The organism is Faecalibacterium sp. I2-3-92, assembly GCF_023347315.1.
GTDB classification, from domain to species: domain Bacteria; phylum Bacillota; class Clostridia; order Oscillospirales; family Ruminococcaceae; genus Faecalibacterium; species Faecalibacterium duncaniae.
Genome location: NZ_CP094470.1, coordinates 1366528 through 1391272 on the forward strand (window position 1 = coordinate 1366528; position 24745 = coordinate 1391272).

Consider the following 24745-nt stretch of genomic DNA (forward strand, 5'->3'; position numbering starts at 1 on the left):
ATGAAACGTGATGACCTGATCGTTGTCCGGGGCGGGGGAGACCTTGCCACCGGTGTTGTGCATCGGCTCTGGTCGGCGGGGCTGCGGGTGCTGGTGCTGGAAACAGCCCATCCCGCCGCCATCCGTCGGCAGGTGTCTCTCTGTGAGGCTGTTTACGAAGGCGAGACCGCTGTGGAAGGAATGCGGGGCATCCGGGTGGAGACGCTGGCGGATGCCGATGCCGTCTGGGCACAGAACGCCGTGCCGATTCTGATAGACCCCACAGGTGCGTGTCTGCCGCAGGCAAGGCCAGCTGTTCTGGTGGATGCCATCATCGCAAAGAAAAATCTGGGCACCACCCGGGAGATGGCTCCGCTGACCATTGCCCTTGGCCCCGGTTTTACGGCGGGGCAGGATGTGAACGTGGTGGTGGAGACCAAGCGCGGCCACAAGCTGGGCCGCATCATCCGGGAAGGGTCTGCTGCACCCAACTCCGGCGTGCCGGGCATCATCGGCGGCTATGGTGCCGAGCGTGTGCTCCATGCACAGGCCGCGGGTATCTTCCGCAACCTGCATTCTATCGCTGATTTTGTGGAGGCTGGCGAGGCTGTGGCCGAGATCGAAACACCAGACGGCCAGCGTCTGCCGGTGGTCACACAGATTTCCGGCATCCTGCGGGGGCTGCTGCGGGATGGCTACCCGGTGACCAAAGGATTCAAGGTGGCTGATGTGGACCCCCGCCGTGCGGAGCTGGAAAACTGCTTTCTCATCTCGGATAAGGCCCGCTGCATTGCGGGCAGTGTGCTGGAACTGATCGCCGCAGCGTGCTGGAACTAAAAGAAACGGGACTGTTTTTGCAACAGCCCCGTTTCTTTGTTACTCTGTCAGTTTTGTGATGAGCATCTGATAGATCTCGTTGCCCTTGAGGATGAATTGCTTCTTGACCAGATCGGCACTCAGCCGGTCAGGCGTGCCGATGTCCAGACAAAACAGCTCCTGATCCAGTGCCTTGATGGTGCAGCGGATGGAGCAGTGGCCGTCCGGCTTTTCGGTGATGCGGGCGCTGTACTCGGCTTCCTTGCGGGCCCAGGTCTGGCTGCGCAGAACCGCCGCCACCGCGCGCTCCCGCACACTGCGGGGCAGGTCATAGGCAAGCTCCTGCGCGACCTTGCGTCCTTTTTCGGTGATGGAATAGCGGTCTTCCTTCAGCGTGACCAGCTGCTGGCGGGTGATATCATCCAGACAGGAGCCGATCTCAAAATAGTTGACCAGCTGTTCTTCCATCAGCGCGTTCTCGATCTCCGTCCGGGTGATCGGCCCGGCATTCTTTACCAGATAACACAACAGCAACCGGATCTCCGTGCTGTCGGTCAATCCGCCGGGACGAACACCGGCGGTAAAAGCATCGTTGGCGGCCATCGTTCTGCACATCCCCCTGTCATTTCAAATTGCTGCCCGGCACTGCCTCGGGGCAGGCCGTAAAGAATCACTTTCTTATAGTATAAAGGGTTTCAGACAGGATTGCAAGCCGCAACCGCAAAATCTGTCTCAATGCGCTTGCGGCTTTCGGGGGTGGAATACAGCCAGTGGTCGATATGCCCCTCGGTGATGAAATAGCGCAGGTCGAACCGGTGGCTCTGGCCCAGGCTGTGGTTGACGATGACCAGCTTGATCTTCATTTTATCAGGCAGGATGTTTTTGATGTAGACGCTCACCGCCTGCCCGGGGTGCAGGTCGGGGCAGGTCTCGGCGAGGCCGGCCAGATTGGGGGCGATCTCCACAAAGGTGCCGTATTCCTCCACGCTCCGCACAATGCCCACCACGGTTTCGCCCACGGTGAACCCGGCGGCGTTCTCCTCCCAGGTGCCCAGCAGCTCCCGGATGCTCAGCACGAACCGCCCCTGCACGTCCCGGTTTTTGATGGCGCACAGGATCTGCTGGCCCACGCTCACCCGGTCGGCAGGGGATGAGATGCGGCTGACCGACATGCAGTCGATGGGCAGCAGGGCGCTGATGCCGCACCCAACATCACAAAAGGCACCAAACGGCTCGATGTGGGTCACAGTGCAGGGCAGGATGTCCCCGGGTTGTAAGGTGTCCAGATACTCTGCCTTGCACATCCGCTGTGCCTCAGCCCGGGAAAGCAGGTAGTAGGGCTGGCCGTTTTCCCCGGTCTCCATCCCTTCGATCACAAAGCAGGTGGGGCGGCCCACCCGCGTCAGCACCGCGATGTCCCGCACGGTGCCGCTCTCAGCCCCATCGGCACACTGGCCAAAGGGCATCACGGCCTTTACCCCGCCCAGGTCGAACCGGAGCTGGCGCTGGGTGTCAAAGGCAAGGGCAGTGCTCTGTAAAATTTCGCGGCTGGCGATGGCGGCGCGCAGTTCTGCGGGGCTGAGCCGGTCTGCGGAACGGTAATTGCCTTCAGTACGAAATGTCTGCATCATGGTTTGTTCCTCTTTCTGTGTTATTTTAGCGTTTTCCGCTGCACGTCGGCACACAAAGCAGGTGTCGGCATTAAAACTCTATGCGCGGACAATTGCATTTTATACGAGTTTGGTTTATACTATATCTGTATGTGCGGCATGGAAACCTGCTGCACAGGGTACTGCCCCGCAAAGGGGCGGCAGGAGGGAAAGAAACATGGATATCGCAGTGGGAGATACCATCCAGACCCGCAAAAAACACCCGTGCGGAGCTTCCAGCTTCGAGGTGCTCCGGGTCGGCATGGATTTCAAGATCCGCTGCACGGGCTGCGGCCGTGAGGTCATGCTGCCCCGCGCGAAAATTGAAAAAAACATCAAGAAAGTGCTCAAGTCCGGCGCTGCCGAGTAACCATTGGGTCATGTAAGGAGAACTGCACAGTATGTCAAGACTGCTTTCCCAAATGGAGGCTGTCAGCCACCGGTTTGAAGAACTTTCCATCCGCCTGAACCAGCCGGAAACAGCGGCAGATTCCGCACTGTTCCGCCGCCTGATGCAGGAGTATCACGAGGCGGAGCCCGTGGTGCAGGCCTATCAGGCCCTGATCACGGCGCAGGATCATCTTGCTCAGGCCAAAGCCCTGCTCGAGGGCGAGGCCCTTGATCCGGACTTTAAGGAAATGGTACAGCAGGAGATCAGCGAAAAAAGTCAGGAAGTGGCGCAGCTGGAAAATAATCTCAAAATTTTGCTGCTGCCCAAGGATGTCAACGATGGCAAAAGCGTCATCATGGAGCTGCGCGGCGGTGCGGGCGGCGAAGAGGCCGCGCTGTTTGCCCACAGCCTGATGCGGATGTACACCATGTACGTTCAGAGCAGGGGCTGGGAGCTGGAGGTTCTGAACCTCAATGAGACGGAGCTGGGCGGTGTCAAGGAAGCCATTCTTGCCGTGAACGGCGCAGGGGCCTATAACCGGCTCAAGTATGAGAGCGGAGTGCACCGTGTCCAGCGTGTGCCCGAGACCGAAACGCAGGGCCGCATCCACACCTCCACGGCAACCGTGGCGGTGATGCCGCAGGCCGAAGAGGTGGATCTTGTCATCGACCCCAAGGATCTGCGCATCGATACCTTCCGCTCCTCGGGTGCGGGCGGCCAGCACATCAACAAAACGTCCAGCGCCATCCGGGTCACGCACATCCCCACCGGAATGGTGGTGGAGTGCCAGAACGAACGCAGCCAGTTCCAGAATAAGGATAAGGCGCTGGAGATCCTGCGCAGCCGCCTGCTGGCCCAGAAGCAAAAGGAACAGCAGGATGCCATCAATGCCAACCGCGCGGGGCAGGTGGGAACCGGTGACCGCAGCGAGAAGATCCGGACTTACAATTTCCCGCAGGATCGCTGCACCGACCATCGCATTGGCCTGACGGTCCACAATCTGGATAAGATCATGGACGGAAATCTGGACGAGATCATTGATGCACTGGCAACCCATGAACAGGCCGAAAAACTGCGTCAGCTCAACGCACAGACCGAATGAAGCTATGATGAAAAGAATAACGTGTTTGTGTTGATTTGATGATTGAAAAGTATTTATACTTTACAGACAGAAAGAACGATGAACCGCATGAAAATGAAAACTGAAATTTTACCTGCCGAGGGCGAAGCAATCGCCAAAGCGGCTGATCTGCTGCGCAGAGGGGAGCTGGTGGCCCTGCCCACCGAGACGGTCTACGGCATTGCCGCCGATGCGCGCAACGGCGCGGCAGTCGCAAAGATCTTTGTGGCCAAGGGCCGCCCGCAGGATAACCCCCTGATCGTCCATGTCACCGGCCCGGAGATGCTGCCCGGTCTTGTCAGCGAGGTGCCCGAGCGTGCCCAGCTGCTGATGGCCGCGTTCTGCCCCGGCCCTCTGACCATCATCATGCCCCGCGGCTCGGAGGTGGCCGCAGAGTGCTGTGCCGGTCTGGACACGGTGGGCATCCGGATGCCCAGCCACCCGGTGGCACGGGCTGTCATTGCGCAGAGCGGCTGTGCCTTTGCGGCCCCCAGCGCGAACCTTTCCGGCAAGCCCAGCCCCACCAACGCACAGGATGTGTTCACTGATATGGATGGCCGCCTGCCCCTGATCCTGGATGGCGGCGAGTGCGATGTGGGTGTGGAGAGTACCGTGATCTCTGTGGTAGGCGAAAAGCCCACCCTGTTCCGCCCCGGCCATATCACGCTGGAAGATCTGGAGCGCGCTCTGGGTGAGGAGGTCGAGGTCTCCAAAGCCATCCTCGAAAAGCTGCCCGAGGGTGCTGTTGTCCGCAGCCCCGGCATGAAGTATAAGCATTACGCCCCTAAGGCAGATGTTACCCTGCTGGACGGCACCTTTGAGCAGTTCAAGGCCTATGTGGATGCCCATGCCGACCAGAACCCCAGCTGCCTCTGCTTTACCGGAGAGGCCGAAAAGCTCGGCTGGCCCTGCGTGGAGTATGGCAGGGAGGGCGACGGTGCCGATCAGGCAAAGCATATCTTCCGCAGCCTGCGTGCCCTGGATGAGCAGGGGGACGGGGTGGTCTATGCCCGCTGCCCCAAAAAGGACGGCCTGTCCATGGCGGTGTACAACCGCCTGATCCGTGCGGCAGCGTTCCGGGTGATCCAGCTATGATCACGCTTGGGATCACCGGCCGCAGCGGCTGCGGCAAATCGACTGTGACGGCGGTATTTGCCGCCCATGGTGTCCCGCTGGTGGATGCCGACCAGATCTCCCGCGAGATCCTGCTGCCCGGTTCTCCGCTGCTGCCAGTGCTGGCCCAGCGGTTCGGGGCAGATATCCTGTATGCCGACGGCAGCCTGAACCGCCGCCTGCTGGCAGACCGCGCCTTTGCCGCACCGGAGGGAAAGGCTGCTCTGGATTCTCTCGTGCTTCCGGAGATCATCCGGCGGGTCTGCAGATTGAAGCAGGCCGCCCGGGAAGCCGGAGCACCGCTTTTTGTGATAGACGGAGCCGTGATCGTGGGCACCGATGCGGAAAAAGAGTGTGACCACCTCTGTGTGGTCACTGCGCCCTTTGCCACCAGTGTGGCCCGCATTGCGGCCCGGGACGGCATCGCCCCGGAGATGGCGGCACGGCGGCTCAACGCCCAGACCCCGGAAGAGGTCCTGCTTGCCAGGGCCGATCTTGTCCTGCGCAATGATGCTGACCTTGCTTCTCTGGAAGCGGCGGCAGCGGCGCTCTGTGAGCAGCTGCAGGCTGAGGGCGCACGGAAAGGGGGCGCGGACACTTCGCTTTGAAAAAGTTTTTGAAAACGCTGGTGCTGCTCTTTCTGCTCTGTGTGGTCCTGCTGGCGCTGCCGCCGGTGCGCCGTCAGGTGGAACAGCGGCTCTACCCGCGGAAATACAACGACCTTGTGGAGCAGTACGCTGCCGAGTATGACCTTGACCCGCTGCTGGTCTATTCCTTCATCCGCACCGAGAGCGGCTTTGACCCGGGCGCAACTTCCAGTGTCGATGCGCGCGGCCTGATGCAGATGACGGAGGAGACCTTCCTCTGGCTCCGCAGTAAGCTGGGCCTGGGGGAGGAGGTTTCCTTTGGCGACCTGTACGACCCCGATGAGAGCATCCGCTTTGGATGCTATTATCTCCACCTCTGCCTGGTGCGTTACAACGGCGATATCTCCACGGCCGCCGCAGCCTACCACAGCGGGTGGGGCACCGTGGATGCCCTGCTCCAGAAGGAAGAACACTCGGAGGACGGGTTGACCCTGTCGGGCTTCCCCTATAACCAGATGCACCACTATGTGGAAAAGATCACCGCCTGCTATGCCAAGTACACCGAGCTGTACGGAGCCTGAGCAGGCTGCAAACCCGCTTGAACCGGCTTGCGCCGGTTTGAAATATTTAGGAATACCGAAAGAGAAAGGCAGGAGAAATTCTATGGCAGAAAAAACTCCGAACCAGCAGCTGGCTGAAAAGCTGCTCTATAAGCCTGCTTACGTCGCCGATAAGGACGCTGACGTGAAGCAGAAGGCCCACGACTTTGCCGAGGGCTACAAGAAGTTCCTGGATGCAGGCAAGACCGAGCGCGAGGTCGCCGCCGAGAGCGAGCAGATGCTCAAGGATGCAGGCTACCAGCAGTTCGACCCGAAAAAGACCTACAAGCCCGGCGACAAGATCTACTTTGTCCAGTGCAACAAGGCTGTGGTGGCTTCCACCATCGGTACCAAGAGCTTTGAGGATGGCTTCCATCTGGTCATTGCCCACACCGACAGCCCCCGTCTGGATCTGCGTCCCACCCCGCTGTATGAGTCTGACCACCTGAGCTACTTCAAGACCCATTACTACGGTGGTATCCGCAAGTATCAGTGGGGCACTATCCCTCTGTCCATCCACGGCGTGTTCACCCGTGAGGATGGCTCTACCGTCACCGTTCGTGTGGGCGAGGATGAGAACGATCCCGTCTTCTGCATCACCGACCTGCTGCCCCATCTGGGTGCCGAGCAGAACGCCCGTCCCCTGAAGGACGGCATCAAGGCTGAGGAGCTGAACATCCTCATCGGCTCCGACGCTGTTGATGACGAGAACGTCAAGGAAGCTGTCAAGCTGAACACCATGATTCTGCTCAACGAGAAGTACGGCATCACTGAGAAGGAGTTCATGCGTGCTGAGATCGAGATCACCCCGGCTTACAAGAGCCGCGACGTTGGCTTCGACCGCTCCATGGTGGGCGGCTATGGCCACGATGACCGTGTGGACGCTTATCCTGCACTGATGGCCGAGATCGAGACCAAGAACCCCGCTTACACCACCGTCTGCGTCCTGACCGATAAGGAAGAGATCGGTTCCGACGGCGTGACCGGTATGCAGAGCATGTACGCCTTCCACTTCATGCAGGAGCTCTGCCGTACTGCCGGTCAGGATGATATCCTGGCCTTCCGTCACAGCGTCTGCCTGTCCGCTGACGTGACCGCTGCCTACGATCCCACCTGGGCAAGTGCATTCGAGCCTATGAACGGCACTTATGCAGGCCGCGGCGTTGCCATCTTCAAGTACACCGGCGGCGGCAGCAAGGGATCCGCAAGCGATGCCTGCGCTGAGCTGGTCAGTGATATCACCCGGATGCTGGACAACGGCAACGTTGCATGGCAGATCGGTGAGCTGGGCCGTCTGGATCTGGGCGGCGGCGGCACCATCGCCAAGTATGTCGCAAACCGCGGCATCCCCGTGCTGGATATCGGTGTGCCTGTGCTGTCCATGCACGCTCCCTTTGAGGTCATCCATAAGAACGACCTGTACATGGCTTACCGTGCCTTCTCCCTGTTCAACAACGCACAGTAAGCGCGATCCAGAATGAATGCCCCGGCAGGTTTTGCACCCGCCGGGGCATTTTTGCGCTATTTTCTGAAAAATGCTTGACCTTCAACCGACTTTATGGTGTAGTGTAAGGGCGGAGGTGAAGCAAATGAACATCAAACAGGCTGCGGAACAGAGTGGAGTTTCCAGCCCCAACATCCGCTTCTACGAAAAAGAAGGGCTGATGACCCCTGCCCGTAACCGGGGCAATGCCTACCGGGATTACACCGCCGGGGATATCCGGACCCTGAAACTGATCCGGATGCTTCGGATGCTGGATATGCCGCTGCCCGTAATACAGAGGGTCCTCAACGGGGAACAGCCGCTGAGCGAAGCACTTCAGGCACAGCAGGCGGTACTGGAGCAGCAGGCGGCACAGCTGGCGGGTGCGATCCGCTTTTGCGCAGAGCTGACCCAACAGACTCCTCAGGTGGATCAGCTGGATGTGGACGACTGCCTGAAACGGATGCAGAACCCGCAGGAGCCGGGCAGATTTTTCTCCGGCTGGCTCAGGGATTACCGTACCGTGGCAGAAAACGAACAGAAAAAACGCTTTTTCATCGTATCGGAACAGTCCATCAATACCCCGGAGGATTTTGCAGCCGTGCTGCTGCGCTATGGGGAAGCTCAAGGGAGCCCCGTCTGCATCACAAAAGGGGGAATGTACCCGGAGTTTGAGTGGCACGGTATCCGGTATAAGGCATGGCGCGGGCAGGGCCGCTATTGCGATTCTATCTGCTGCGAAGCACTCTTCCCGGAATCTCTCAAAACGGGACTGCCGCTCAGGCGGGAACGCCTGCTGCGCTGGCTGCGGCGGCTGCTCCCTGTGGCAGTGGCCGCTATGGTGCTGGGAGCACTTGCTCTACGCGGCAGAATGTGAACCCCTGATCCCGATACCACTGGATGATGTCCGGCAGCGCCTCGGCGGTGGTGCGGGTGGTGGCGGAATCATGCATCAGAACGATGCACTGGGTCTGCTCGCCGGTCTCACGCACCACATTCCGGTAGATGGTCCCGGCACTGGGCTTGCCGCCCACGGCATCCTCAGCGCAGACATTCCAGTCTACATAGGCATATCCCTTTTCGGTACATTGCTGTTTCAGCTCGGCCATCACGCCGCGCCCGCCGTAGCGGCGGCTGACCGTGTTGGTGCTGCCGCCCGGAAAGCGCAGGTAATGCAGAGAAGCTGTGTTGACATAGGGCGAGATGCGCTCTTTCAACAGCTCGATATCCTGCCAGTAAGCATCTGCACTCTGGTAGATGTCGCTGTATTCATGGGATGCGGAATGCAGCGCGATCTGGTGGCCTGCTGCCGCTGCATCCGCAATGAGCGGCAGGTATTTTTCATTGTAGCCCGTGGCCACCACAAAAAAGGTGGCCTTGACCCCGGCGGCGTTCAGCGCATCCAGAACCGCCGGGGTCGTTTTGCTGGGGCCGTCATCGAAGGTCAGGCAGACCCATTTCTCCGGCATCGGCTCCTCCTGCGGCAATGAGCTTGCAGGGGCTGCCTCCGGAGCAGGGGAGACAAAGCCGGTATCCGGTACCGGGGTCAGGTCGTTTTCCTGGCAGCCGGGCCCCGCCGGCACAGCAAAAAACAGCCCCAGCCCAAAGCCTGCCGCCGCGCCCGCCAGAAGCAGAGCTGCCCCGCGAAATAAAAACTTCCCGTTTGCTCTCAGCCATGAAACCATCTCCCAAACCTCCTTGACAAATCGCATTGGATCTGCAGTATCTCTTATAGGATATGACCTGCTGAAAATTTGTAGAATACAAAAGCAGGCAGAGGAATTGACATTTCCCGCAAAAATTGATAAACTAAATAAGTTCTCCGTGCAGGAGTGGCGGAATGGCAGACGCGCTGGTTTTAGGCACCAGTTCCCAGTGAGTGAGGGTTCAAGTCCCTTCTCCTGCATACACAAAACGGCAGGCCCTTGGATAGAATCCGGGCCTGCCGTTTTGCTTGCGGCTTTGGTTGGAGAGAATAAGAAAAGCCCACGATCTATCGCTAGACCGTGGGCTTTCTTTTATGCGAGGGAGGGGACTCGAACCCCCAAGGATAAACCACACGCACCTCAAACGTGCGCGTCTGCCAGTTCCGCCACCCTCGCACAACTATAAAATTGTTGCAATCCTGGATTTCTGAGGCTTGAAACCGTTGTTGCGGACTGCTTGAATATACTACCACATTACCCCGGGAAAGTCAAGCGATTTTGATAGAAATTTCCTCGTTTCATATTCAATGGTTTCCCGGTGCATACTAGAACAAATTATCACCGGGGAGGCAGGACCGTGAAACGACGCAACAGAGCATACCGATTGCTGAGACTGACAGCAGTGTATCTGCTCCTGCTGCCGTTTCTGCTGCTGGGTTGGCTGTACAGCCGCCTGCCGGATCGTGTTTATCTGGAACCCGGGCAGACCTTGCTTTTGCCCCGCTTTGGCTGGGTGGAACCTATGGGGCTTCACGGCAGCCAGAATGCGGCCAGTACCCAGGTCGTGGGCAGTTACCAAACCACTCTGTCACTGGGCGGCTGGCTTCCCATCAAGAATATCCGCACGGTGGTCACGGAGCGCACGCAGGTCACGGTCTGCGGTACGCCGTTCGGGGTCAAAATGTTCTCCGAGGGGGCACTGATCGTTGGCTTTTCCGATATTGACAGCTCCGGCGGGAGCACAGTGAACCCGGCAAAGGCAGCGGGACTGCGTCTGGGGGACCGCGTGATCCGCATTGGACAGATCAGGACGGAAAACAATGACGCTGTGAAGGAAGCGCTGGAAGCTGCCCGGGGAAGCGCCGCAGAGGTCATCTATGTCCGCAGCGGGGAACAGCGCAGCACCATCCTGACCCCTGTCTGGGATGCCGCTGCCGCCCAGTGGCGGGCAGGCATGTGGGTGCGGGATTCCTCTGCCGGTGTGGGCACTCTGACCTTTGTGGACCCGGAAAAAGGCGTCTTTGCGGGGCTGGGGCATCCCATCAGCGACGGCGACACCGGCGAAAGCATCGCTCTGCGCAGCGGGGAGATTGTGCCGTGTGAGATCACCGGGTGCAGCATGGGTACTGTGGGCAGCCCAGGGGAGCTGAAAGGGAAGTTCCTGAGCGCCCACGCCATTGGCAGCATCCGGATCAATGGAGAAAACGGCGTTTATGGCACAACACGGACAGGCTTTTCCGGGCAAACCATGCCGGTGGCGTTTGCGCAGGAGGTCGAGACGGGGGATGCACAGATCCTGGCTACCGTCGCCGGGGAAACGCCCCGTACCTACCATGTCCGCATCGAGAAGATCAGCGATGCCGATCCGCGCCGCAATATGGTCATCCGGGTGGTGGACAAAGCCCTGCTTACCCGAACCGGCGGCATTGTGCAGGGGATGAGCGGCAGTCCCATTTTGCAGAATGGGCGGCTGGTCGGCGCAGTGACCCATGTTCTCGTCAACGATCCGACACGGGGCTATGGAATTTTCGCGCAGACCATGTTGGAGCAGGCTGAACAGGTTGCAACGGAGGAAAAATGAGCAGATTTGGTAAAACAAAACAGGCTGATTCGACTGAAGATTCCATAATATGGCAAAAATAACAGTTGAAATCCATGGGAATTTATGGTAAAATCAGAAACGTAAGGAAAACCGCACACATTGGAGGAATGAACGATGGACAAGATCAAATTTTTGATGTCGGATACTGGCGCAGAGATCACGGCAGCCTGTCGTGAAGCTTTGGAGCAGAAGGGCGTAGAGGTGACCGTGGTGGAAAAAGACGGCCTGAAGGTCCTGCAGAAAATGCTTGCAGTGCGGCCTCAGGTGGTGTTGCTGGATGCCTTTATGCCCGGGCTGGATGCGCTGGCCGTGAAACAGAAGTACAATGCAGCCGGTGAGCGTCACACCTCTTTCTTTGTGACGGGGGCGTTCCAGAGCGAGGAAATGGTGCAGGAGCTGCTGGACGAGGGCTTTGCTTACTACTTCGTCAAGCCCTTTGACGAGACGGTTCTGGCAAACCGCGTGCTGAAGGTGGCTGCCGGGCAGGAAAAGCGCATCCTGCATACCAGCGTGGACAGCGATGAACTGACAGTCACTGAGATCCTGCACCAGATCGGTGTTCCCGCTCATATCAAGGGTTACCAGTTCCTGCGGGATGCCATCCTGCTCACCATGAACGAGCCGGAGTACATCAACGCTGTGACAAAACGCCTCTACCCGGAAATCGCCAAGAAAAACGGCACCACCGCCAGCCGCGTGGAGCGCGCCATCCGCCACGCCATTGAGGTGGCGTGGGACCGGGGCGATGTGGATACCCTCAACAGCTACTTCGGCTATACCATCCACAACCTGCGGGGCAAGCCCACCAACAGCGAATTCATCGCGATGATTGCTGACAAAATGCGGCTGGATAAACGGCAGAGAGCGGTGTGATGGATATGCATGCAGACGGAGAAGGTGACGCACATGATGGTGCGGAGCAATATTAATGAACGCTCCATGAGACGGATTTTAATCAAGTTTTTTTCAAAATAATGCACCTATATCCACGTTGACGCTTTTGTTGTACAAAATTGAGGAATATATCCTAATGGCATTTCTTCTGTTGTGATATAATTGTATCGACCAAAAGGAGGAATGCAAGATGATCCATCTGCTGTTAGCGGTGATCTATGTTTCTTTTATCAGTCTGGGCCTGCCGGATTCTCTGTTGGGGGCAGCGTGGCCTTCGATCTATCCGGGATTTGGGGTTCCGGTCTCCTATTCCGGTGTGATCTTCTGCATCATATCAGTGGGAACGGTGCTCTCCAGTCTGCAAAGTGACCGAATGACCCGCCGGTTTGGAACAGGCGGTGTTACGGCCATCAGCGTGGCCATGACCGCCGCAGCGCTGCTCGGGTTTTCTGTCAGCAACTCATTCTGGGCCATGTGCCTGTGGGCGATCCCTTATGGACTTGGAGCTGGAAGCGTGGATGCAGCACTCAACAACTATGTAGCGCTCCATTTTGCCAGCCGCCACATGAGCTGGCTCCATTGTATGTGGGGGATCGGAGCCTCGGTCGGGCCCTACATCATGGGCGCGGCGCTTTCTTCCCGTGCTGGGTGGCAGACGGGGTATCGGGTCATCAGTGTGATGCAGATGGTGCTGACGATCATTATTCTGCTGAGCCTCCCGCTCTGGAAAACGAAATCGGGTGCGAATGCTGAGGAGCGGGAAGCAGTCCCGGCAGAAGTGCTGACCCTGAAACAGATTTTCCGGATCTCGGGCGTAAAAGAGGTTCTGGTCACATTTTTTTGCTACTGCTCTCTGGAGCAGACCACCAGTCTGTGGGCCAGCAGTTATCTGGTGCTGAACAGGGGAATCGCGCCGGAGACTGCCGCCGGCTTTGCCAGTCTTTTCTTTGTCGGCATCACCGTGGGACGGGCGTTGTGCGGCTTCCTGACCTTAAAATTCGATGATACCCAGATGGTTCGTATGGGACAGGGGATCATCGCGATTGGGATAGCGGCGTTTCTTCTGCCGCTTGGGGAAGCGGTAACACTGACAGGGCTGCTGCTGGTCGGCCTTGGCTGTGCTCCAATCTATCCCAGCATCATTCATGCAACGCCGGGCCGCTTCGGTGCGGACAGGTCACAGGCGATCATTGGGGTTCAGATGGCCAGCGCCTATATTGGCAACTGCCTGATGCCGCCGCTGTTCGGCGTGATCGCAAACCACACCACGATCTCGATTTTTCCGTATTACCTGCTGGTGATCCTGATTTTGATGGGGTATATGCACGAAGCGCTGCAAAAGAAAACGAAAGCGGTGCAATAAAATACCGCTGCTCTTGCATTTGGGGAAATGCACAGGAGCAGCGGTATTTTTTGTATGCATATCAATCCCGCACCTGCACCGGAACAGTCGGCAGGCCTCGCGGTCGGCTGCAGCACACCACGATTCTGGATGCGGCACTGGGGGAAAACCTTTACTCAGACGGCCCGGATCGCTGGGGTTCTCTTGCCTGTATGCGTCGGCAGGCATCCTCCTTCACAAGCTCAATGATCACCGCCGTCAGGGGGATAAAGAAGATGATGCCGATGATGCCAAAGAGCTTTCCGCCGATCATAGCGGCAACAAGGGTGTACAGCGGAGAAAGCCCCACGGACTTTCCCACCACCCGGGGGTAGATGAACTGGTTTTCAATAAACTGTACGGCAAGGTAAACAATGAGGCAGCGCACGGCCAGAACGGGATCCACCAACAGCACGAGGAACACGCTGACTACGCAGGAAATCAGCGCTCCGACGTAGGGGATAATGGCGCAGATGGCGGTCAGCATTCCCACCAGGCTGCCGTAGGGGATCTTGAAAACGGAAAACGCAAGAGCCATGAGAACGCCAAGGATCACGGCCTCGCTGCATTGCCCTGTCAGAAAGTTTGCAAAGGATTGCCGGAATAGTCGGCAGAACTTCAGCAGCCAAGCGGAGTGGCTGGGCTTCAGGTAGGCACAGACCAATGTGCGGGCGTGGTGGCAGAGACTCTCTGAGCCAACGGACATATAAACAGAGATGATAAAGGCAAAGGATGCGGTCACCACGATATTTACCGTGGCAGATACGGCACCTACCGCATTGACCAGCACGGTATCGATGCTGTCGGTGACCCTGTGAAGCAGCTGCTCCCAGTCGATGCCCTCCAGCCAGCTCATCAGCCACCCCATGTCGGCATCCTGTGCGCTGAGATAGGCGGTCCAGCGGGGGATGTTTGCTTCGATCTGTACATAGAGGCTGTGAAAAGACTGCACCAGCTCCGGGATCAGCAATGTCAGCGCCAGCACCAACACCAGCACAACACCCAGCAGGGTGATGAAGAAGCTCAGGAGATGGAGTACTTTATCCGAGGGCTGTTTTTTGGTCTTGCAGAACAGGCGTTTCAGCCGTTTTTCCAGCCCGGTCATAGGCACATTGATAAATAGTGCCAGAATGCCGCCTGCCAGAATGGGCAATACCAGGTCTACCAACTGTGCAGCAAATGCCAGAACGGAAGAAAGCCGCAGCAACGCCACAAAAAGCGTGACTCCTACAACAGTTATGAGCAGATATTGTTTTGTTTTTGGTTCCATGAAAAAATCCTTTCCCGGAGCTGATGGCTGAAATATGAAAAGAGAACGTCTGCGAACTCTTTATTCGTATTGTAATCAGAAGCAGCTGGCTTGTCAAGAAGTCGGGAACTGCGGGGTTTTCTTTTTGGGCTGGGCGTGATATAATATGTAGGTCGCAATTCCGTGAAAAAACTCAAAATAAACGGGAATGCGTGGAAAAGCAAAGGAAGATAACAGAGAGTATCTTTGCTGCTTACATAAGGTTGAATGAAAATCAACTTAATACAAAAATCCATAGTACAGTCTGTATAAAACCGACACGAAAAAAGCTGAAATTTCCTCTTGCTTTTTCTGAGATCTGTGCTATAATATTAAGGCAATCGTTTCCAAGGCCGCTCGCGGGGGTAGCCGATATTGAAGGTTGTGATGGGCACATACATTTATAATATGGCCCCAATAAGTCAGAACCAGAAATGAGGTGAAAAAGAATGAAACAGGGTATCCATCCGAACTACGTTGACTGCACCATCACTTGTGCTTGTGGCAACGTCATTAAGACTCGTTCTACCAAGCCCGAGATCCACGTCGAAGTTTGCTCCAAGTGCCATCCCTTCTACACTGGTAAGCAGAAGCTGGTTGACACCGGCGGACGTGTTGAGCGCTTCAACAAGCGTTTCGGCCGTAAGTAATTACTGGTCTTTTCAGCGCCGTCTCCTTTGGGAGGCGGCGTTTTTTGTTGTTATGCCGCACAAAAGCTCTCTTTCTGTAATTTACACGCCGTTCCCTTATTTTGAACACATTTCCGGACTAAAATAAACCAGTATCTTCAAAAAGCGCTTTGCGCTGCCTTAGAAAGGAGCGTTGTGAACGTGATCGAAGTTTCTCATCTCACCAAACAGTATGGCAATCATCTTGCCGTGGACGATGTCTCGTTTACCGTGGCAGATGGCCAGATCTGTGGTCTGCTGGGGCCCAACGGCGCGGGCAAATCCACCATTATGAACATCCTCACCGGCTATCTCTCTGCCACCAGTGGGCAGGTGACGGTGGCAGGGCACCCTCTGCCCGAGGAAGCCGATGCCGCCAAGGCCTGTGTGGGCTATCTGCCCGAACAGCCGCCCCTTTACCCGGAGATGACGGTGCAGGAGTACCTGACCTTTGCCGCCGAGCTGAAGGGTGTGAAAAAGGCCGAACGGAAGGAGCAGGTGTGCAGGGCTGCCCGCCGTACCGGGCTGGAAGCCGTTCTGCCCCGGCTCATCCGCAGCCTTTCCAAGGGCTACAAGCAGCGGGTGGGCATTGCACAGGCATTGCTGGGCAGTCCCAGGCTCATCATTCTGGACGAGCCGACGGTCGGCCTGGACCCGGCACAGGTCATCGAGATCCGCAAGCTCATCCGGGAGCTGGGTCGGGCACATACAGTTATCCTGTCCAGCCATATCCTCAGTGAGGTGCAGGCAGTCTGCCGGCAGATCCTGATCCTTTCCAAAGGGCATCTGGCGGCAGCAGGCAGTCTGGAGGAGCTGACCGCCGATGGCAAGAGCCTGGAAGAGGTGTTTCTGGAACTGACCGACGGTGAACCGGAAGAAGCAACCGGAGAGGAGGAAGCAGAATGACAGCTATTTTCAAGCGGGAATTCCGCAGCTTCTTTCACGGGATGCTGGGGTACGTCCTCACGGCGTTTCTGGTGGCGAGTTCCGGCCTGTATTTTCTGGCCCGGTGCCTGATCTACGGCCTGACCGATTTCAGTTACTACACCCTCTACCAGACCATTTTCATGCTGCTGCTCTATATCCCGGTGCTGGCGATGCGCTCACTGGCCGAGGAGCGCCACAGCCGCACCGACCAGCTGCTGCTCACCAGCCCGGTCTCAGTGTGGGGCATCGTGCTGGGCAAGTTCTTTGCCATGGCGGCTGTGTTCGCTCTGCCCTGCGCTGTGGATGCGGTGATGATCTTCATCCTCTGGGCGCTGGGCGGCACCGTGTCTGCTCTGCTCGCAAACCTTGCGGGGCTGCTCTGCTACTTTTTGCTGGGCTGTGCAGCCATTGCATTGTGTGAGTTTCTCTCCGGCCTGACCGAGAACCAGATCATTGCCGCCGTGGCGGGCTTTTCAGCCCTGCTGCTGGCCTACCTGATGCCCAGCCTGCGCAGTATGTTCAATGCGGGCAGCGCCGTGGCGCTGGCAGTGTTCACCGGGATCGCAGGCGCGGCTTCTCTGGCGGCCGGTCTGCGCACCCGCAGCTTTGTGCTGGGGTGCCTGACCTTTGCGGCGCTCTGCCTGGGCCTGACGGGGCTGTTTCTGCTCCGCAGTGCATGGCTTACCGAGGCTTTCAGCGCTGTTCTGAGTGCCCTGTGCCTGTTTACACCCTTTGAGGATTTTGTCAACAACAGCTTCTCCATCCCTGCCGTGGTCTATTATCTGACCGTGACGGCGGTGTTCCTGTTCTTTACGGCGCAGGACATGGAGAAGCGCCGCTGGAACTGAGAGGAGGGAACACAGATGAAGCTTTTTGCAAAGCAGAGCTCCTCGGGTGACGGGCGGGTGTTCCGCAGCGGGGTGTGGTCGGCAGCCATTGCCGCGGCTGTGATCGTGCTGGCCGTGCTGGTCAATCTCATTGTCCGGGCCATTCCTTCCAGATATACCGAGTTCGATCTCTCCGAGGCGGGGCTCTACACCCTGAGCGAGAGCTCCAGACAGGTGGCCGACGATCTGACGCAGGATGTGACCATTTACTATCTGGCCCAGACCGGCAATGAGGACCAGATCATCTCCAAGCTGCTGGACAAGTACGCCGCCCAGAGCAGCCATATCACTTGGGAGCTGAAAGATCCGGCAGTCTACCCAACCTTTGCGGCCCAGTACGGCGCACAGGATCTGACCTCCGGTGGACTGATCCTGGTCTGCGGAGAACAGAGCAAGGTGCTGGATGCCGCAGAGCTTTACGACTACGATTACAGCGATTATGCCACCACCGGCGCGGCCAACGTGACCTTTGACGGTGAAAGCAGGATCACCTCTGCCATCTACCAGCTGACCAGCGGAGAGAGCCGCCATGTGTACTACACCACCAACCACGGCGAGCAGGCGCTGACTTCCACCCTGACCGATGCGCTGGAAAGCCAGAACCTGACCGTCTCGGCACTTGACCTGCTCTCCCAGACCATCCCCGAGGACTGTGATCTGCTTGTCATCAACGATCCGGCGCAGGACTTTTCCGGCGCAGGCAGTCTGGTGGATGAGCTGGGCCAGCTGCGCAGCTATCTGAGCAACGGAGGCCGCGTGCTGCTGCTGACGGATTCCTATTATAGTACCCCCAATTTGGATGCTGTGATGGCCGAGTTCGGCCTGACCCGCACCGAGGGCCTTGTGGTGGAGGGCGACACCAACCATTACCTCAATGGCTACCCGGCCCTTTACCTGCTGCCGGATTATGCCAGTACAGAGGAATCCACTGCGCTGGACGGTGTGAACACCAGCCGCAGAGTTCTGCTGCAGATGGCACAGGGCATCACCCTGACCGAGACAGAGCATGTGGTCTCGAATGCCCTTCTGGTCAGCTCGGACAGTGCTTACAGCAAACCAGAAGGCTACGAGATGACCACCACCGAGAAGGCGGACGGCGACATTGCCGGTCCCTTCACGCTGGCAGCATACGCCCGCAATGAGGACACGGGTGCCCAGGTCATCTGGGTCAACTGCGGCAATATGGACAATGAGGGCATCTATCAGGTCATCCCGGGCAATGTGACCTTCCTGCAGGGCTGTGCGGCTTCGCTGGCCGGGCAGGAGAGCGCTGTCCTCATCGACAGCAAGGCGCTGGAAGCAGCTCCGTTGGAAGTGCCAGGCATTGCCGCCTCTACGCTGGGCCTGCTCTTTGTCATCGTTCTGCCTGCGGCCCTGCTGGCTGTGGGTGCCGTGGTGGTCGTGCTGCGGCGTAGAAAGTGAGGACCTGTCCATGAAAGCAAAACGGCGTACCCTCGGGGTGCTGCTTTTCCTCATCCTGCTGGCAGGCGGGGTATTCGCCCTGCTGACGCTGCGGAATGCCCGGGAAGAACAGGCTGCCAGTGCGGCCGCAGATGGAACCATTCCGCTGGCGGCAGTTTCGGGCAATGACCTGACGCAGATCGTGCTCCACTATCAGGGCGAGACGAACACCCTGCTCTATACCGCCGACGGCTGGACGCTGGCCGAAGATCCCGCTTACCATCTGGACACCTCTGCCTGCAACACGATGCTCACTGCGCTTTCCTCTTTGAACGCAAAGCGGGAGCTGAGCCCGCAGGCAGGGGAGGACTACGGCTTTGCGGAGCCTGCGCTGACCATAGAGGTGACGGCAGCGGGCGAAACGGACACCTATACCTTCGGGACCAGCAATACCATGACAGGGGATCTCTATGTCTGCAAGAATAACAGCGATGTTATTTATACGGTATCGGGGACCAAAGCCGCCTGCTTTGAGTTGACCAGGGCGGAGCTGTTTGGTGCCTTCAACCCGGCGGGGCTGACGGCCTCGGAGATCGAAGCCGTCTCCTATACGCTGGCCGATGGCGAGACCGTGACCCTGAAAGCAAACTCGGAGCCTGCGGCAGAGAGCGGCAGCAACGCCTACCAGACTGTCTGGCGGCTGGCAGGGGACACCACCGCAGACCTCGACGAGACAAAGGCGGATGCCATCCTCTCGGCGCTCTGCACCTATGTCTCGGCACAGGCAACAGATGCCGACCCGGCGGCGTATGGTTTTGAGGCTCCGCTGGTCACAGCAGAGGTCACCGCAGCCGATGGCACAATAAATCTGACCTATGCCATGGGGACAGACGGCTGTTACCTGATGGTGGAAGGCGATAGCTCCGTTTATACGGTGGATGCCAGTGTGGTGAGCGCGCTTTTGTACCCTGCGGATCAGCTGAAAGCAGAATAAAACGTTTCACTCCCGCGCTGTGCGAATTCTTGGTACAGCGCGGGATTTTTTTGCGCCGGATGTAAAGTTTCGGCAAACCTCGACAGAGTGATTGACATTTCAGTTCGGATTGTTTATGATAGGCGATGACATGGCAGAATAACTGCACAATATTACGGATGTCATGGATGTTGTGCGGGGCTGGGTCGCCCTGGTACGAAGGATAGGGTGGATGCCCTGTCTTTTTTCGTATCTGAGTTTAAGGAGGAAAAGTAAAAAATGGACAACTCGGTGATCGTTTCACTGCGCGATATCGTGGTGGAATTTGACGGTCAGCGCATTCTGGATGGGCTGAACCTGGACATCCATGACAAAGAATTCGTAACGCTGCTGGGTTCTTCCGGCTGCGGCAAGACCACCACCCTGCGCCTGATCGCAGGCTTCCTGGAACCCAACGCGGGTCAGGTGCTGCTGAAGGGCCAGGATATTACTGGCGTGCCCCCCTATAAGCGTCCGGTGAATACCGTGTTCCAGAAGTACGCGCTGTTCCCGCACCTGAACGTGTTTGAGAATGTGGCCTTTGGCCTGCGCCTGAAGAAGATGGACGAAGAGACCATCCGCCGCAAGGTGCGCGATATGCTGGAGGTGGTCGGCCTGAAGGGTTTTGAGCGCCGCAGCATCGGCCAGATGTCCGGCGGCCAGCAGCAGCGTGTTGCCATTGCCCGCAGTCTGGTCAATGAGCCTGAGATCCTGCTGCTGGACGAGCCTCTGGGTGCACTGGACCTTAAGCTCCGCAAGGAGATGCAGCTGGAGCTCAAGCGCCTGCAGCGTGAGATGAACATCACCTTTATTTATGTTACTCACGATCAGGAAGAGGCCCTGACCATGTCTGATACCGTTGTTGTGATGAACGGCGGAAAGGTGCAGCAGATTGGTACCCCCGAGGATATCTACAACGAGCCTAAAAATGCCTTTGTGGCGGACTTTATCGGCGATTCCAACATTGTGGACGGCGTGATGCACCGCGACTTCCTGGTCTCCTTCTCGGGCGTGCAGTTCCCCTGCGTGGACCGCGGCTTTGCCCGGGAACAGAGCGTACAGGTGGTGGTCCGCCCCGAGGACATTGAAGTGGTCAGCCCCGTGGAGGGTCAGCTGGTGGGCGTGGTCAACGATGTTATCTTCAAGGGCGTTCACTTTGAGATGCACGTTGAGTGCGAGGGCCGTGAGTGGCTGATCCACTCCACCCGCGCCTGTACCCCCGGTGAGACCATTGGTATGCGCATCGGCCCCAACGAGATCCATATCATGGCACGTTCGGAGGGCTGAATGGGAAATGATGAAAATTTACGATAAGAAGCTGGCCTATCCTTATTTTATCTGGATGGTGCTGTTTACGGTGGTTCCGCTGATCATCGTGGTTTATTATGCCCTGACCGATGGCAGCGGCAATTTCACCATTGCCAATCTGACCAGCGTCAGCGGCTACGGCTCCGTGTTTGCCCGCAGCCTGCTGCTGGCCCTTGTGGCTACCGTGATCTGCCTGATCATTGCATTTCCGGTGGGCTATTTCCTGTCCCGCCTGCGGGTGAACAAGCAGCATATCATGCTGATGCTGGTCATGCTGCCCATGTGGATGAACTTCCTGCTCCGCACCTATGCCTGGATGGGCCTGCTGAGCATCAACGGCCCTGTGAACGCGGTGCTGGGCTTTTTTGGCCTGGGCCCCTATACCATGCTGAACACCTCCGGCGCGGTGGTGCTGGGCATGGTGTATAACTATGTGCCCTACATGATCCTGCCCCTCTACACCAGCATGACCAAGATCGATCAGAGCCTGGTGGAAGCGGCACAGGATCTGGGAGCCTCCACCACTCAGACCCTTTTCCGGGTGCTCATCCCCATGAGCGTGCCCGGCATCAGCACCGGCATCACCATGGTGTTCGTTCCGGCGGTGTCTACCTTTGTCATCAGCCGTATGCTGGGCGGCGGCTCCAACCTGATGATCGGCGACCTGATCGAGATGCAGTTCCTGGGCAACAGCTACAACCTGAACGTCGGTTCGGCCATGAGCCTTGTGCTGATGATCATCGTCCTGCTCTGCATGAGCTTCACATCCAGCTTTGATGAAGATGAAATGGAGGGCGTGTCCTGATGAAAACGAAACATCTGCGCCTGATGCAACGGGCCTACGTCATCCTCTTCTTCTGCTTCATGTACCTGCCCATTGCCTATATGATCGTGTTCAGCTTCAACCAGAGCAAGGGCTACGCACTGTTCACAGGCTTTACCCTCAAGTGGTACACCAGCCTGCTCCATAACTCTGCCATCCTGAGCGCTTTGCGCGTCTCGCTGGAGGTAGCCCTCATCTCTGCGGTCATTGCAACGGTTCTGGGCACTGCGGCCTCGCTGGGCATTGCGTCCATGAGCCGCAAGAGCCGCCTGGTGGTCACCAACATCACCTATATCCCGGTGGTCAACCCGGAGATCATCACCGGCATCTCCCTGATGCTGCTGTTTGTGGCTTACCAGCGCTTTGCCGAGGGAGTCTCCTGGCTGCCCGACACCATCATGGGAATGCCCACGCTGCTGATCGCGCATATCGCCTTCAATGTGCCCTATGTCATCTTCAACGTGACCCCCAAGCTCAAGCAGCTGGACATCAAGCTGTATGAGGCAGCTCTGGATCTGGGCTGTGACCCCAGGCAGGCGTTCTTCAAAGTCATCCTGCCTGAGATCAGCCCGGCCATCCTGTCGGCCTTCCTCATCTGCCTGACCTACTCCATCGATGATTTTATGATCTCCTATTTCAACTGCGGCACGGTGGAGACCCTGCCCATTGCCATCTATTCCATGACCCGGAAAAAGGTCAGCCCGGAGATCTATGCCCTGTCCACCATCATGTTTGTGGTGATCCTGACCATCATCCTCATCTCCAATGCCATGGAGAGCCGGGAGTACCACCGGGATCAGAAGGCACTGAGAGGGGAGGACGTAAAATGAAACGTTTTGCTGTTCTGCTGTTGACGCTGGCCATGGCATTCTGCTGTGCTGCGCCCGCCTTTGCCGCCGGAACCATTGAGGTGACCGAAGACGTTTCGGTCTCGGACGATTACGACTGGACCCGCTTTCAGGGCCAGAATCTCACCCTCAACGTTTACAACTGGGGCGAATACATCTCCAACGGTTCCGATGACAGCGTGGATGTGGTGGCCGCCTTCGAGAAGCTTACCGGCATCAAGGTCAACTATACCACCTTTGATTCCAACGAATCCATGTACGCCAAACTGAAATCTGGTGCGGCCAACTACGATGTGGTCATCCCTTCGGATTACATGGTGGCAAAGATGATCGCCGAGGGAATGCTTGCACCGCTGGATTACAGCAATATCCCCAACTCCCAGAACATCGATGCAGTCTACCGTGATCCGGATTATGACCCCACCAACGCCTATACCGTGCCCTATATGCTCTGTACCACCGGCATCATCTACAACACCACCATGGTGGAGAATGCCCCCACCAAATGGGCTGACCTGTGGGACGAGCAGTACGCGGGCAACATCCTGATGTTCAACAACAGCCGTGATGCCTACGCCATTGCAGCGTTCAAGAATGGCACCAGCATCAACCCCGAGACCCCGGAAGAGGTGGACGAGGTGGTGGAGACCCTGAAAGCGCAAAAACCGCTGGTGCAGGCCTACGTTATGGATGAGATCTTTGATAAGATGATCGGCGGCGAGGCAGCCATCGGCGTGTATTACTCCGGCGATGCCATTACCATGATCGATGATAACCCGGATCTGGCCTGGGTGTTCCCGGAGGAGGGAAGTGTGCTGTCGGTGGACTGCATGGCGGTGCCTGCCACCAGTGAGCACAAGGAAGCTGCGGAGATGTTCATCAACTTCATGTGCGAGCCGGACATCGGAAAGGCCAATGCGGAGTATATCGGCTACACCACCCCCATGCAGAAGGTGTGGGATATCCTGGACGAGGACCTGAAGTACAGCGAGATCGCATACCCCTCTGAGGAAGTGGAAGCCAAGGAAAAGGTGTTCACCGCCCTGAGCGATGAGGTCAACAACGAGCTCGATGTAAAGTGGAGCGAGATGAAGAGCTACGATGAGGGCGGCAGCGGCGTTGTGTTCCTGATGCTGCTGCTTGCCATGGTAGCGCTGGCCTGCTTCAACATCTGGCGCAAGCTGCGCAAAAAGACCCGGAATCAGTATTGAGAAGAAAGGGCCCTCTCCGTCAAAGCCTCTGGCAATGCGAAGCAATGACGGAGAGGGTCCTCTTTTGGAAAGGAAACGTATGAATCAATATACCTATCATACAACTGTCCTGAACGCAGACGGCGACTTCCGCCGGATGATCAAGCCCAGCGCCCTGTTCCGCTATGTAGAGCAGGCTGCGGCAGACCACGCCCGCGCCTACGGCATGGACGATGCTTTTTTCAAAGCACACCACACGGCGTTTCTGGTGGGCAAGCAGGCGGCGCAGATCACCCGGATGCCCCTGCGCGCCGAAAAGCTGACATTTGTTACCGCCTGTGAGCCGTGCAAGAAGGGTTCGATGAAGCGGCTGACCCGCATTCTGGACGAAGCAGGGAAGGAGTGTGCTCTGATCGACAGCCGGTGGATCATGGTGGATACCGATCGTGAGTGCATCCTGCGCCAGCCCTCCTGGCATACGCCCGGTTACTGGAACGAGGATCTGGAAGGGGAGCTGCCCCAGCTGGTGCACAAAGCAAAGGAACTGACCTGTACGGGCAGCCGGACAGCCAGCTACTCCCTGTGCGACCTGAACGGCCATGTGAACAACGCCTGCTATCTGGACATTGCCTGCGATGCCCTGCCGCTGGAGGTAGTCAAGGCCGGGCCGTTGAAATTCGCCTCCATCAAGTACCACCGGGAGATCCCGCTGGGCAGTCAGGTCGAGGTGTTCTATGCGCCCTCGGCCGATGGCTGGTATGTGGTGGGCCGCCGCGAAGAGCACGCCGCGTTTGAATGCTACCTGGAATTTACAAAATAAATCCAGAAAAATTACAATTATGTTACAAATTCT

At 57.6% G+C, this 24745-nt stretch carries 25 protein-coding genes and 2 tRNA genes; 22 read left to right on the plus strand and 5 right to left on the minus strand.

The genetic code is table 11. From position 1 onward, the window contains the following. The gene (yqeB, locus tag MTP42_RS06665) at window positions 1-816 is read left to right on the plus strand and encodes a selenium-dependent molybdenum cofactor biosynthesis protein YqeB (protein WP_249258242.1); all 816 of its coding nucleotides are present in this window, start codon (window positions 1-3) and stop codon (window positions 814-816) included. 39 nt (window positions 817-855) lie between these two features. Here the strand turns inward: yqeB and MTP42_RS06670 are convergent, their stop codons facing one another. After that, entirely contained in the window at window positions 856-1398 is a 543-nt protein-coding gene (locus tag MTP42_RS06670) for a DUF4364 family protein (RefSeq protein WP_097771065.1), read from the minus strand. A gap of 92 nt (window positions 1399-1490) precedes the next feature. After that, window positions 1491-2426: a S1 RNA-binding domain-containing protein gene (locus MTP42_RS06675; RefSeq protein ID WP_249258243.1), complete on the minus strand. Its 936-nt coding sequence runs from the start codon at window positions 2424-2426 to the stop codon at window positions 1491-1493. 196 nt (window positions 2427-2622) lie between these two features. Here MTP42_RS06675 and MTP42_RS06680 point away from each other — a divergent pair, with 196 nt between their 5' ends. The 7 genes from MTP42_RS06680 (at window position 2623) to MTP42_RS06710 (ending at window position 8614) form a co-directional block, all read left to right on the plus strand. Further along, complete coding sequence (locus MTP42_RS06680) at window positions 2623-2814, plus strand: DUF951 domain-containing protein (RefSeq protein ID WP_207696897.1); 192 nt, start codon at window positions 2623-2625, stop codon at window positions 2812-2814. A gap of 31 nt (window positions 2815-2845) precedes the next feature. Beyond that, complete coding sequence (prfA, locus tag MTP42_RS06685; protein ID WP_249258244.1) at window positions 2846-3937, plus strand: peptide chain release factor 1; 1092 nt, start codon at window positions 2846-2848, stop codon at window positions 3935-3937. An 87-nt stretch (window positions 3938-4024) separates the two neighbouring features. Next, window positions 4025-5050, plus strand: coding sequence for an L-threonylcarbamoyladenylate synthase (locus tag MTP42_RS06690; protein WP_238077531.1), 1026 nt, complete (start codon window positions 4025-4027; stop codon window positions 5048-5050). Next, window positions 5047-5676, plus strand: a complete 630-nt coding sequence (gene coaE / locus MTP42_RS06695) for a dephospho-CoA kinase (protein ID WP_005932782.1) — start codon at window positions 5047-5049, stop codon at window positions 5674-5676. Before MTP42_RS06690 ends, coaE begins: the two co-directional genes overlap by 4 nt. After that, on the plus strand, window positions 5673-6236 hold the full coding sequence (locus MTP42_RS06700) for a lytic transglycosylase domain-containing protein (RefSeq protein ID WP_097772200.1): 564 nt from the start codon (window positions 5673-5675) through the stop codon (window positions 6234-6236). Before coaE ends, MTP42_RS06700 begins: the two co-directional genes overlap by 4 nt. A gap of 82 nt (window positions 6237-6318) precedes the next feature. Next, a complete protein-coding gene (locus MTP42_RS06705; protein ID WP_005932785.1) occupies window positions 6319-7719 on the plus strand; it encodes an aminopeptidase in 1401 nt (466 codons plus the stop codon). 124 nt (window positions 7720-7843) lie between these two features. Further along, on the plus strand, window positions 7844-8614 hold the full coding sequence (locus MTP42_RS06710; protein WP_249258245.1) for a MerR family transcriptional regulator: 771 nt from the start codon (window positions 7844-7846) through the stop codon (window positions 8612-8614). Here MTP42_RS06710 and MTP42_RS06715 read toward each other — a convergent pair. Further along, window positions 8574-9422, minus strand: a complete 849-nt coding sequence (locus tag MTP42_RS06715) for a polysaccharide deacetylase family protein (protein WP_249258246.1) — start codon at window positions 9420-9422, stop codon at window positions 8574-8576. The two genes, MTP42_RS06710 and MTP42_RS06715, sit on opposite strands and share 41 nt — an antisense overlap. 141 nt (window positions 9423-9563) lie before the next feature. Here MTP42_RS06715 and MTP42_RS06720 point away from each other — a divergent pair. Continuing rightward, a tRNA-Leu gene (locus MTP42_RS06720) sits at window positions 9564-9643 on the plus strand. Window positions 9644-9758: 115 nt separating this feature from the next. Here the strand turns inward: MTP42_RS06720 and MTP42_RS06725 are convergent. Then, a tRNA-Leu gene (locus MTP42_RS06725) sits at window positions 9759-9839 on the minus strand. 208 nt (window positions 9840-10047) lie between these two features. On the opposite strand from MTP42_RS06725, the gene spoIVB reads away from it, so the two are divergent. The 3 genes from spoIVB to MTP42_RS06740 all read left to right on the plus strand — a co-directional run bounded on the left by spoIVB (window position 10048) and on the right by MTP42_RS06740 (window position 13522). Beyond that, the gene (spoIVB, locus tag MTP42_RS06730; protein ID WP_249258247.1) at window positions 10048-11244 is read left to right on the plus strand and encodes a SpoIVB peptidase; all 1197 of its coding nucleotides are present in this window, start codon (window positions 10048-10050) and stop codon (window positions 11242-11244) included. Window positions 11245-11379: 135 nt separating this feature from the next. Further along, the gene (gene spo0A, locus MTP42_RS06735; protein ID WP_005932794.1) at window positions 11380-12138 is read left to right on the plus strand and encodes a sporulation transcription factor Spo0A; all 759 of its coding nucleotides are present in this window, start codon (window positions 11380-11382) and stop codon (window positions 12136-12138) included. A 211-nt stretch (window positions 12139-12349) separates the two neighbouring features. Then, window positions 12350-13522 carry an MFS transporter gene (locus tag MTP42_RS06740; protein WP_249258248.1) on the plus strand — a complete coding sequence of 391 codons (1173 nt, stop codon included), beginning with the start codon at window positions 12350-12352 and terminating at the stop codon, window positions 13520-13522. A gap of 151 nt (window positions 13523-13673) precedes the next feature. Here MTP42_RS06740 and MTP42_RS06745 read toward each other — a convergent pair whose 3' ends face one another. Further along, complete coding sequence (locus MTP42_RS06745) at window positions 13674-14753, minus strand: AI-2E family transporter (protein WP_249258249.1); 1080 nt, start codon at window positions 14751-14753, stop codon at window positions 13674-13676. Between the two features lie 524 nt (window positions 14754-15277). On the opposite strand from MTP42_RS06745, the gene rpmE reads away from it, so the two are divergent. The 10 genes from rpmE to MTP42_RS06795 all read left to right on the plus strand — a co-directional run bounded on the left by rpmE (window position 15278) and on the right by MTP42_RS06795 (window position 24712). Then, window positions 15278-15478, plus strand: a complete 201-nt coding sequence (gene rpmE, locus MTP42_RS06750) for a 50S ribosomal protein L31 (RefSeq protein WP_005926533.1) — start codon at window positions 15278-15280, stop codon at window positions 15476-15478. A 174-nt stretch (window positions 15479-15652) separates the two neighbouring features. Next, window positions 15653-16402, plus strand: coding sequence for an ABC transporter ATP-binding protein (locus MTP42_RS06755; RefSeq protein ID WP_442899458.1), 750 nt, complete (start codon window positions 15653-15655; stop codon window positions 16400-16402). Further along, window positions 16399-17271, plus strand: coding sequence for an ABC transporter permease (locus MTP42_RS06760; RefSeq protein ID WP_249258250.1), 873 nt, complete (start codon window positions 16399-16401; stop codon window positions 17269-17271). Before MTP42_RS06755 ends, MTP42_RS06760 begins: the two co-directional genes overlap by 4 nt. Window positions 17272-17286: 15 nt before the next feature. Then, window positions 17287-18732, plus strand: coding sequence for a GldG family protein (locus MTP42_RS06765; protein ID WP_249258251.1), 1446 nt, complete (start codon window positions 17287-17289; stop codon window positions 18730-18732). A gap of 10 nt (window positions 18733-18742) precedes the next feature. Beyond that, window positions 18743-19705, plus strand: coding sequence for a DUF4340 domain-containing protein (locus MTP42_RS06770; protein WP_249258252.1), 963 nt, complete (start codon window positions 18743-18745; stop codon window positions 19703-19705). A gap of 258 nt (window positions 19706-19963) precedes the next feature. Continuing rightward, window positions 19964-21010 (plus strand): spermidine/putrescine ABC transporter ATP-binding protein, encoded by a 1047-nt coding sequence (gene potA, locus MTP42_RS06775; RefSeq protein WP_097771994.1) that lies wholly within the window; start codon window positions 19964-19966, stop codon window positions 21008-21010. Between the two features lie 10 nt (window positions 21011-21020). After that, on the plus strand, window positions 21021-21836 hold the full coding sequence (locus MTP42_RS06780; protein WP_097771254.1) for an ABC transporter permease: 816 nt from the start codon (window positions 21021-21023) through the stop codon (window positions 21834-21836). Then, window positions 21836-22684, plus strand: a complete 849-nt coding sequence (locus MTP42_RS06785) for an ABC transporter permease (RefSeq protein ID WP_249258253.1) — start codon at window positions 21836-21838, stop codon at window positions 22682-22684. The genes MTP42_RS06780 and MTP42_RS06785 overlap by 1 nt, the downstream gene beginning before the upstream one ends. Then, window positions 22681-23913: an ABC transporter substrate-binding protein gene (locus MTP42_RS06790; RefSeq protein ID WP_249258254.1), complete on the plus strand. Its 1233-nt coding sequence runs from the start codon at window positions 22681-22683 to the stop codon at window positions 23911-23913. Before MTP42_RS06785 ends, MTP42_RS06790 begins: the two co-directional genes overlap by 4 nt. 79 nt (window positions 23914-23992) lie before the next feature. Further along, window positions 23993-24712: an acyl-[acyl-carrier-protein] thioesterase gene (locus MTP42_RS06795; RefSeq protein WP_249258255.1), complete on the plus strand. Its 720-nt coding sequence runs from the start codon at window positions 23993-23995 to the stop codon at window positions 24710-24712. The last annotated feature ends 33 nt before the right edge of the window (window positions 24713-24745 follow it).